Here is a 9,815-nt window from a genome sequence, read left to right as displayed (position 1 = left end):
AAATCTTTGGTAAAATCATTCATGAAGGAGTTCTTCTTTCTGTATGTGTTTTTTTGTTCAAACCAATCATACGAGAAAGGAACTCCTTTTTCTAATGTTTAAAGAAATAAATTTAAGGAATCATTCATCCTTACACAAACTATTTTACAGTCTCTAAAATTTATATAATACAGAAAGGAACTTTATATATGCCAAATTTATCCAGTGATTTAACTTCAACTATTAATGAGAGACTAAACAACTTGACCGCATCTAAAATTCGAGCATTTGACCAAAAGGTCTCTGAAATTTCTGGGATTATTAAGTTAACTATTGGTGAACCTGATTTAGCGACACCTGATCATATTAAAGATGCCGCAATTCGTGATATTCAGGCTAATGATTCCCATTATGCTCCTCAAGCTGGTAAGCCAGAACTACTTGAAGCTATTAGCAATTACCTTGACCGCTCAATTGGTGTACATTATGATCCAAAAAGTGAAATCTGTGTCACTGTCGGTGCAACAGGTGCATTAAATGATGTCTTTATGACCTTGCTTAACCCCGGTGACAAAATTTTGGTTCCTACTCCGGTTTGGGCTTTATACTTTCAGCTAATTAAAATGACTGGAGCAATCCCTATTCAAGTCGATACTAAAAAAGATGACTTCATCTTAACAGCTGAACATTTACGTCATGTTCTCAATGGTCGCGGTAAAGGTGCAAAGGCAATTATTTTAACTGATCCTTCTAATCCAACTGGCCGCGTTTATTCTGCCACAACTCTCAAAGCCTTAGCAGATGTCATTAAGGAATACAAAATCTTTTCTGTAACTGATGAAATTTATGCAGAACTTGTTTATGGCAAAGCCAAACATCACTCACTTTCTGAATACATCCCTGACAGAAATATTTTGATTTCCGGTTTATCCAAGGCTTATGCTATGACTGGCTGGCGTTTAGGCTATATTGCTGCCCCTAAACAAATCATGAAGAGCATCCGCAAGATTAATTCATTTTTAGTTACTTCAGTTACTGATAACGTTCAAATAGCTGCTGTCGAAGCCTTAAACAATGGTCAAAACGATCCTAAAAAAGCACGTGAAATCTACGAAGCACGTTTAAACTTTATGCAATCTGGCTTAGAAAAGTTGGGCTTTGAAATGGCCACACCGCAAGGAGCATTCTACATTTTTGCTAAGATCCCCGAAAAATATGGCACCAATGATGAACAATTCGCTTTTGAGCTGGCTCAAAAAGCAAAAGTCGGTGTCACTCCTGGTCGCTACTTTGGCAAGGGCGGTGAAGGTTATGTCCGTCTTTCTTATGCATCATCAACTGAGCAATTAAAAGAAAGTTTAGCTCGGATTAGTAATTTCGTTAATAATTTATAATTCAGATAAAAAAATAAGTGATCTCAATCAAAGCGAGATCACTTATTTTTTATTATATTGATTTATTACTTATCCCAAGTTGAATTTTCTGCAGCATCTTCAGCAGCCATCTTTTCAAGACGCTCTTCAGTTGCCTTTACACTGTCTTGGTACTTTTCCTCAACTTCGATCCCCAAGTCAGCTAATTGTTGATCAGCTACTGGAGCTGGAGCATGCATCATTGGTTCTGAAGCAGAAGCATTCTTAGGGAATGCTGAAACGTCACGAATATTATCCTTATCAGCAAGCATCATTGCAAATCGATCAAGACCGATAGCTAAACCTGCGTGAGGTGGGAAGCCCATGTCCAAAGCATCCATCAAGTAACCAAATTGTTCATATGCACGTTTCTTAGTGAAACCAAGTGCCTTAAACATATTTTCTTGAATTGAGCGCTTGTGGATACGGATTGAGCCACCGCCCATCTCATCACCATTCATAACAATATCATAACTACGTGCGTGAGCCTTATGAGGTTCAGTAGTTAGCAACTTAACCCCTTCATCATCTGGCATAGTGAATGGGTGGTGAGCTGCTACCCAACGGCCAAGTCCTTCATCGTATTCAAATAATGGCCAATCAACAACCCAAACAAAGTCATAAACACCCTTAGGAACAATACCAGTTTCTTTGGCAAATTCACGACGAAGGTGGTCAAGTGAATCACAACATACCTTCCACTTATCAGCTACGAATACTACTAATTCGCCGCCTTCAAGATCAAATTCCTTCTTCAAAGCTTCTTTGTTCTCATCAGTCAAGAAGCGAGCAACAGGGCCTGAAAATTCGCCATCTTCAAATTTAACCCAAGCCAAACCTTTAGCGTGGAAACGTTTAATAAAGTCAGCCTTCTTGTCAATCTTCTTACGTGAGTATTCTTTTGCACCATTTTTAACAGCAATTCCCTTAACAAAACCGCCATCAGCAATTGCACCGGAGAAGACCTTAAAGTCACTATCCTTGAAAATTGGGCTTAAGTCATGAATCAACATACCGTAACGAGTATCTGGTTTGTCACAGCCATACTTGTTCATTGAATCAGTCCAAGTAATTCGCTTAATTGGAGTTTTAAGATCAATGCCCTTGACATCTTTCATAATTTTCTTCAAAAGACCTTCAGTATAACTCTGAATAGTTTCTTCATCAGCAAATGACATTTCCATATCAATTTGAGTAAATTCTGGTTGGCGGTCACCACGTAGGTCTTCATCACGGAAACAACGAGCTAACTGGTAATACTTGTCAAATCCTGCACCCATTAAAAGCTGCTTGAACAGTTGTGGTGATTGTGGCAAAGCGTAGAAACTACCTGGATAGATTCTTGATGGTACTAAGTAGTCACGTGCACCTTCAGGTGATGACTTACCTAAGATTGGAGTTTCAATATCAATAAAACCATTTTCATCAAAGAATTCATGAGTAGCACGCAAAATCTTTGAACGTAAAATAATTGCTTGTTGAACTTCTGGACGGCGAAGATCAAGATAGCGATACTTTAATCTAGTTTGTTCTGAGACTTCAATTCCATCTTTAATTTCAAATGGAGGGTTCTTAGCCTTGTTTAAAATAATGATTTCAGTTGCATCAACTTCAACTTGACCAGTCTTCATGTCAGGGTTAACTTCTGAACGCTTAACAACTTTCCCCTTAACTTGAACAACATATTCATTACCAAGTGAATCGGCAATATCCATTAACTTCTTACCAGAATCTTTGTTAACAACGATCTGAACCAAGCCTTCACGGTCACGCAAATCGATGAAAACCAAGTTACCTAAGTTACGTACACGTTGTACCCAACCATAGAGATTTACATCTTGACCGATGTATTTTTCAGTAATATTGCCACAATAATCTGTTCTTTTTTCCATCTTTTCCATTGTTACTAGTCCTTCAATTCATCCATTATTTTAGTCATGTTATTTAGATCTTCAAGACTTAAATCGATTGTCTTGCCATCAGCTAAACGTTTAATATTCAAAACGCCGTTAGCCAGTTCCTTTTCACCTAAAGTAATAACATACTTAGCACCTTCACGATCTGCCTTCTTGAATTGGTTCTTTAACTTCTTCTGATTGACATCAAAGTCAGCTTCAAAACCTTGATTACGAAGGCTACGTGCAATTTCAATTGCCTTTTGTGCAGTACCGTCACCAATATTAGTAATAAAGAAATCAATACCGCGTTTCTCGAATAATGCAGGATTTTGCTTTTCAAGCACCAACATCAATCTTTCTTCGCCAATCCCGAAACCAACGGCTGGAGTAGCGGGTCCATTGAATTCTTCTACCAAGTGATCATATCTACCACCACCAAGAATAGTAGTTGCACTTTCCCATAAGCTCTTATCTTCAACCATAAATTCAAAGATAATTCCAGTATAGTAATCAAGTCCGCGTACTAGATCATCATCAATTACATAATCAATACCAAGTTGATCTAGCATCTTCAAGATTGCTTCAAAATTAGCTTTTGAATCGTCATCCAAAAATTCACGAATCTTAGGTGCCTTAGGCAAGAACTTCTTATCACGTTCATCTTTAGAATCTAAAATACGCAATGGATTATCACGCAATCTTCTTTGTGAGTCTTCTGATAACTCATCTTTCAAAGGAGTGAAATAATTAACCAAAGCATCATGATAATCTTGACGTACTTGCTCATTCCCCAAAGTGTTAATGTGAAGTTGGTAATTCTTAACGCCTAACTCACCCAATAAATCATGTCCCATCATGATTGTTTGTACATCACTTAATGGGTTGCTTGAGCCAAAGCTTTCTACCCCAATTTGGTGAAATTCACGTTGACGACCGGCTTGTGGTCTTTCATATCTAAAAGTTGATTCCATATAAAAAACATTAAATGGCTTAACAACTTCTGGCGCATACATCTTGTCTTCTACATAAGCCCGCACTACGCCAGCTGTTCCTTCTGGGCGAAGGGCAATATGGCGACCACCCTTATCATCGAAGTCGTACATCTGTTTTTCAACGATTTCTGAACTATCGCCACTTGAACGAGCAAAGATTTCATAATTTTCAAAACTTGGTGTGCGAATTTCACGATAATTTGCGCGATTGAAGAAATTTCTGGCAGTTTCTTCAACTTTTTGCCATGAACCAGATTGATCAGGCAAAATATCAACTGTTCCCTTAGGTTTTTGAACTCTCATTTAATCATCCTTTTTATATTTTGATAACTTGATTAAAAATAAAAAGCGCCCTTGAACTTAATCAAGGGCGCTTAGATTAGCACGGTACCACCTTTTTGGTTGCTGCGATTAACGCTCGCCAAACGATCCATTATCTGTTAAAGGTGTCACAGACCGCGATCTATCTACTCTCTCACCACAACGAGCAGTCTCTTTGAATAGATCATTGCTAATCTACATTCTTTGTCATCGATAATTCTTACTTAGCTTATATTTTTCTCAAGACATTGTCAACCTTTGCGGTCTCATTTTTTCGCTAAAGATCTAACACAATCGTGAATGGACCATCGTTTTCTAAACTAACTTGCATGTCAGCCCCAAACTCACCAGTCTCAACGTGGAAACCGTCATTTTCTAGTTCTTGATTAAAGTCTTCCCAAAGTTCTTTCGATCTTGGTGGACGCATCGCATCAACAAAACTAGGACGGTTGCCTTTTTTAGTATTTGCCATCAACGTAAATTGTGATACCGACAAAATTTCTCCGTTAACATCCTTTAAAGACAAGTTAGTCTTCCCCTCCTCATCTTCAAAAATACGCATTTTAGCTATTTTATCAGCTGCTTTTTTGATTACTGGCAATTCATCACCATTTTTGATGCCAACTAATAATAAAAAGCCTTTACCAATCTTGCCCACAGTTTTACCGTCAATATCTACTTGAGCATGATTTACTCTCTGAATTACAACTCGCATTAATTATCTGACCTCTTAGTTTCGTATACGTCTGAAATATCACGTAATTTACTCAAAATTTCATCTAGTTGATCTGCATTCCGTACAGCAACTGTGACATACATATGTGCAACATTATCTTCGTTTACTTTACCAGAGATATTATTAATATTCTTAGTAAGTGAGTTCAACTTATTAATAACGTCACTAAGCAGATTGGAACGATTGTAACCAAAGACTTCAATATTTGCATTAAAGGATTGAACACTATTTTCCTCAACATTTTCCCATTCAACATCAATTAAGCGGCCTTGTTCTTCAGCTTCTTTGGTGATATTACGGCAATCTGTTCGGTGAATAGTTACACCGCGACCTTTAGTTACATACCCAATAATCTTGTCACCTGGAACTGGATTACAACACTTGGCTAAATGAAGCATTAAGTCACTAACGCCTTGGATCATGACGCCATTTTTATGCTTAACCTTCATTGTAGTATTTGAATTCTTCTTAGGTTGTTCTTCTTGAATTGCTTGTTGTCCAGAATTCAAAATCTTTTCTTCCAGCTCTTTTTGTTTTTGATTTTCTTCCTCACGGCGCAAATCAACCGTCAAGCGATTAACCACTGCTTGAGCAGAAAGATCACCAAAGCCTACTGCCGCATATAGTTCATCTGCAGTGTGATAATTAAAGTGCTCTAATAGCTTTTCAATTCGATCCCTGGCCATAAATTCTTTGGGTGAAAGATCCTCATCGCGCAACATGTCAGCAATCAATTGTTCACCATGCCGGATGCTATCTTCTCTATCCTGACTTCTGAAGTAGCGTCTAATCTTGTTGCGCGCTCTTGAAGTCTTCACCATGTCAACCCAGTCACGCGATGGCGCAGCATTAGTCTGTGTCATAATTTCAATAACATCGCCATTGCGTAATTTATAGTCCAAAGGAACTAATTTGTTATTAACTTTGGCACCTACTGCATGACTACCAACTTGAGTGTGAATTGCATAGGCAAAATCTAGCGTAACCGAACCTTTAGGTAGTTCATATACTTCACCTTTAGGCGTAAAAACATAAACTCTGTCTGAAAAAATATCACTTTTAACAGACTTCATAAATTCACCGGCATCTTTAGTTTCATCCTTTAATTCAAGGATTTCTCTTACCATATCCAGCTTTTCACCAGAGGTACTTTGCTCAACACCAGTAAAATTACCACGCTTATAAGCCCAGTGTGCAGCCACACCATATTCAGCTACTTCATGCATTTGTTCAGTTCTAATCTGAATTTCTAGTGGACGACCACCAGGCCCAATAATGGTTGTATGGAGTGATTGATAGCCGTTAACCTTTGGCATAGCAATGTAATCCTTAAAACGACCTGGCATTGGCTTCCATTCAGTATGAACAGCACCCAAAACAGCATAACAATCACGCACATTTTTAACAATTACACGTACGGCCAATAAGTCATAAATCTCATCAAAATCTTTATGCTTATTAACCATCTTTTTATAGATTGAATAAATATGCTTCGGACGACCATAAATTTCATACTTAATGCCTAATTCATCTAGAGTCTTCTTCAAAGTCTTGATTGTATCGGCAATATATTTTTCACGCTGGCTTCGCTTGACATCCATCAAGTTAACAATGCGATAATAGGCTTCGGGATTTAAGTAGTGGAAAGACATATCTTCTAGTTCCCACTTAATTGTCCCAATACCTAGACGATCAGCCAGCGGTGCATAAATATCCATTGTTTCGGAAGCAATACGCCGCTGCTTATCAGGTCGTAAGTGTTGCAGAGTATGCATATTGTGTAAACGGTCAGCTAACTTCACCATAATTACACGTAGATCTTGAGCCATGGCAATCAACATTTTACGGTGATTCTCAGCTAAAAATTCTTGATGAGACTTGTACTCATATTTGTTTAACTTGGTTACACCATCAACAATAAAAGCTACATCTTCACCAAATTTTTCCTTCAGCTCATCATTTGTAACTGGGGTATCTTCCACTGTATCGTGCAAAAAGCCCGCTGCAACTGTATCAGGATCTAAGCCTAATGTAGCTAAAGTTCCAGCCACTTGCGTTGGATGAATAATATAAGGTTGTCCAGACGCCCGTTTCTGTCCAGCATGAGCTTTATTGGCAAATTCATATGCTTTTTCAACAAAGGCCACCTGGTCATCATTCATATACTTTTTGCAGGTATCAATTACCTGATCATGCGTCATTTCAATGTATTTGGACATTATGATCATCCCCTCTAGCGGTAAATATTTTTATTCATTAAGCCAAAAGCTTCAATTATTAAGTAAATTAAACCAAACATTAAATTATACAAAGCAAAATGTGGCAACATTGCTAAGCAGAAAAGCACAGGTAACAAGAAAATCCACCACTTGGACAGGTTAAGTTTAATAATTAAATTGCCTAGATGGTATGCAATGATGCTGTTAATAATAAAAAACAGAATTGCTTCTCGCCACACTACCGGCACACGGCAAATGCTAAAGATATACGGCAAAATCATTACCAAAATACTCCACCAGACAAGTGACATCCAGCGATGAGAATTCAACTTCCTGACAATTGGAATTGCTTCGATTTTATTTCCTAGTTTTTTCATTAAAAGATTGTGCCTCTCATCAAAGTTTAATTTAATTGATAATATTTTACCATATTTATTTTTCTTTTCTAGTAATTGCTAGTCCAATCCAGCGACCTTGACGCATGGTTAAATCGACCTTAAAGCCATTCTCGTCTAGAGCCTTTTCAATCTTAGGCAATTGCAGGTAGTCAATTCCAGAAAAGATAACTTGACCATCGTCGTTTAAATGACTATCCATTTGTGGAATCAAGTCTAGTAAAATTTCTGCCAAAATATTGGCAACAATGATGTCAAACTTGCCTTTAACATCAGCTAACAAACTAGTCTTTTGAGTGTGAATATTATTAATATCGTTTAAGGCTGCATTTTGTTTAGCTGCAGTCATTGATTCATCTGAAATATCTGTGGCTAAAACGTCAGTTGCTCCTAATTTTGATGCAGCAATTGCCAAAATACCGGACCCTGTACCAACGTCCACTACATTCATTGGCTTAACCATTGCTCTCTCTAGGCCCATCATTGCTAATTGAGTAGTTTTGTGATTTCCTGTACCAAAAGCTAAGCCTGGATCAAGCTTAATTAATTGCTGGTCCTTAAAAGCGGGTTTGTAATCTTCCCATTCAGGCACAATTGCCAAGTGACGTGAAAAATCAATCACGTGATAATACTTTTGCCATGCCGTGTTCCAATCTTGGTCCTTAATGTATGAAGTTGTAATTTTGGCATCCCCTACATCTAGGCCATAGCTCTTCAATTCCTTTAACTTATCTTGGAATTTTTTTACTAATGCGTCTTTATCTGCTTCTTCATCAAAATAAGCATAGAAATATGTATCCTTAGGTAAGTCTTTAATGTCATCCATTTCAACTACAGTAGAATCATGCAACCAGCCTGCTTGCTCAAAGTCGCTACGCTTTCTTGATTCAATACCCAATGCATTCAGATTATCTAAAGCAAAAACGCTCAAAGCGTCTTCAACTTCATGACTAGTATCAATTTTAATAATTAGTAATTTCATTAATATTATCTCCTTTGGGATTTTCTTTGCATAATGCTATCATGATAACAGGTGATAAATATGTCAAAGAAGAAAAATAAAAAGAACAAACTCGAAAAAACATTGGTCGAAAAAATCTTAGACCAAAATAAAATCAAGTATCGTCAAGCTCAATTTGCTGTCTCCGAAGATAAAGGCGGAGTTGCACAAATGAACACTTCTATTTTAGAAGACAAAGAGCGTTTAGTCTATAAAACTCTCGTCTGCGAAGGAAATAAAACTGGTCCATTGGTTGGTGTTGTACCAGTTACTGAACATTTAAGCATGAAAAAATTAGCTAAAGTTTCTGGTAACAAAAAATGTGAAATGCTTCCCTTAAAGAAATTAGCCAAAACAACTGGTTATGTACATGGCGCTAATACTCCTATCGGAATTTATTTTAAGGAAAAGTTTCCTATCTATTTGGATGACTCTATGCAAGGAAATCCTGAAATTGGTGTTTCTAGTGGTGAAGTTGGCCGCAGTGTCTTTTTGAACCCAGAAGACTTAGCCAAATTCTGCCATGCTCCTTTTATTGATCTAAAAGAATAAAAAGCGCTTACAATTTATTGCGTTATTCTTCTTCTTTTGTGTTATAGTAAATATATGTACCGCATACAGAATATAACAATTACATAGAAGAAGATGACAAAAATGAATATATTGTTAGGAATTGTTGGCTTTGTAGTTGCCATGATCGCTGCCTTTGTTGTTACGGCATTAGCAATTGCCAAGTAAATAAAGCGAAAAAATAATAACAGATTTAAAATGACGTGGTTTGATATCACGCCGTTTTTTTCTATATAATGGCGGATTGTAAAATCAAATTGAACACTTCGTTCAAATATTAAAAAAAGTCCATT

8 protein-coding genes are annotated in these 9,815 nt (G+C 37.2%); 2 read left to right on the top strand and 6 right to left on the bottom strand.

From position 1 onward, the window contains the following. Positions 1 to 188 precede the first annotated feature (188 nt). Entirely contained in the window at positions 189 to 1,373 is a 1,185-nt protein-coding gene (locus CP363_RS09830; protein ID WP_061204665.1) for an aminotransferase class I/II-fold pyridoxal phosphate-dependent enzyme, read from the top strand. Between the two features lie 65 nt (positions 1,374 to 1,438). Here the strand turns inward: CP363_RS09830 and aspS are convergent, their stop codons facing one another. The 6 genes from aspS to prmA all read right to left on the bottom strand — a co-directional run bounded on the left by aspS (position 1,439) and on the right by prmA (position 8,934). After that, a complete protein-coding gene (gene aspS, locus CP363_RS09825; RefSeq protein ID WP_057726534.1) occupies positions 1,439 to 3,292 on the bottom strand; it encodes an aspartate--tRNA ligase in 1,854 nt (617 codons plus the stop codon). A gap of 5 nt (positions 3,293 to 3,297) precedes the next feature. Then, positions 3,298 to 4,584: a histidine--tRNA ligase gene (gene hisS / locus CP363_RS09820; RefSeq protein WP_023488611.1), complete on the bottom strand. Its 1,287-nt coding sequence runs from the start codon at positions 4,582 to 4,584 to the stop codon at positions 3,298 to 3,300. A gap of 295 nt (positions 4,585 to 4,879) precedes the next feature. Beyond that, on the bottom strand, positions 4,880 to 5,317 hold the full coding sequence (gene dtd, locus CP363_RS09815) for a D-aminoacyl-tRNA deacylase (RefSeq protein ID WP_005720133.1): 438 nt from the start codon (positions 5,315 to 5,317) through the stop codon (positions 4,880 to 4,882). After that, the gene (locus CP363_RS09810; RefSeq protein WP_089147208.1) at positions 5,317 to 7,557 is read right to left on the bottom strand and encodes a bifunctional (p)ppGpp synthetase/guanosine-3',5'-bis(diphosphate) 3'-pyrophosphohydrolase; all 2,241 of its coding nucleotides are present in this window, start codon (positions 7,555 to 7,557) and stop codon (positions 5,317 to 5,319) included. The genes dtd and CP363_RS09810 overlap by 1 nt, the downstream gene beginning before the upstream one ends. A 14-nt stretch (positions 7,558 to 7,571) precedes the next feature. Beyond that, on the bottom strand, positions 7,572 to 7,934 hold the full coding sequence (locus CP363_RS09805) for a hypothetical protein (RefSeq protein ID WP_013086268.1): 363 nt from the start codon (positions 7,932 to 7,934) through the stop codon (positions 7,572 to 7,574). A gap of 55 nt (positions 7,935 to 7,989) precedes the next feature. Next, a complete protein-coding gene (prmA, locus tag CP363_RS09800; RefSeq protein ID WP_005727612.1) occupies positions 7,990 to 8,934 on the bottom strand; it encodes a 50S ribosomal protein L11 methyltransferase in 945 nt (314 codons plus the stop codon). Positions 8,935 to 8,994: 60 nt separating this feature from the next. Between prmA and CP363_RS09795 the strand changes: the two genes are divergently transcribed. Continuing rightward, complete coding sequence (locus tag CP363_RS09795) at positions 8,995 to 9,504, top strand: aminoacyl-tRNA deacylase (protein WP_005727610.1); 510 nt, start codon at positions 8,995 to 8,997, stop codon at positions 9,502 to 9,504. Positions 9,505 to 9,815 lie beyond the last annotated feature (311 nt).

Origin of the sequence: Lactobacillus sp. UMNPBX12 (assembly GCF_002553955.1) — a bacterium.
Classification (GTDB): domain Bacteria; phylum Bacillota; class Bacilli; order Lactobacillales; family Lactobacillaceae; genus Lactobacillus; species Lactobacillus crispatus.
Note: the sequence above shows the minus strand (reverse complement) of the source record. Positions and strands in the feature narration are given on the sequence as shown.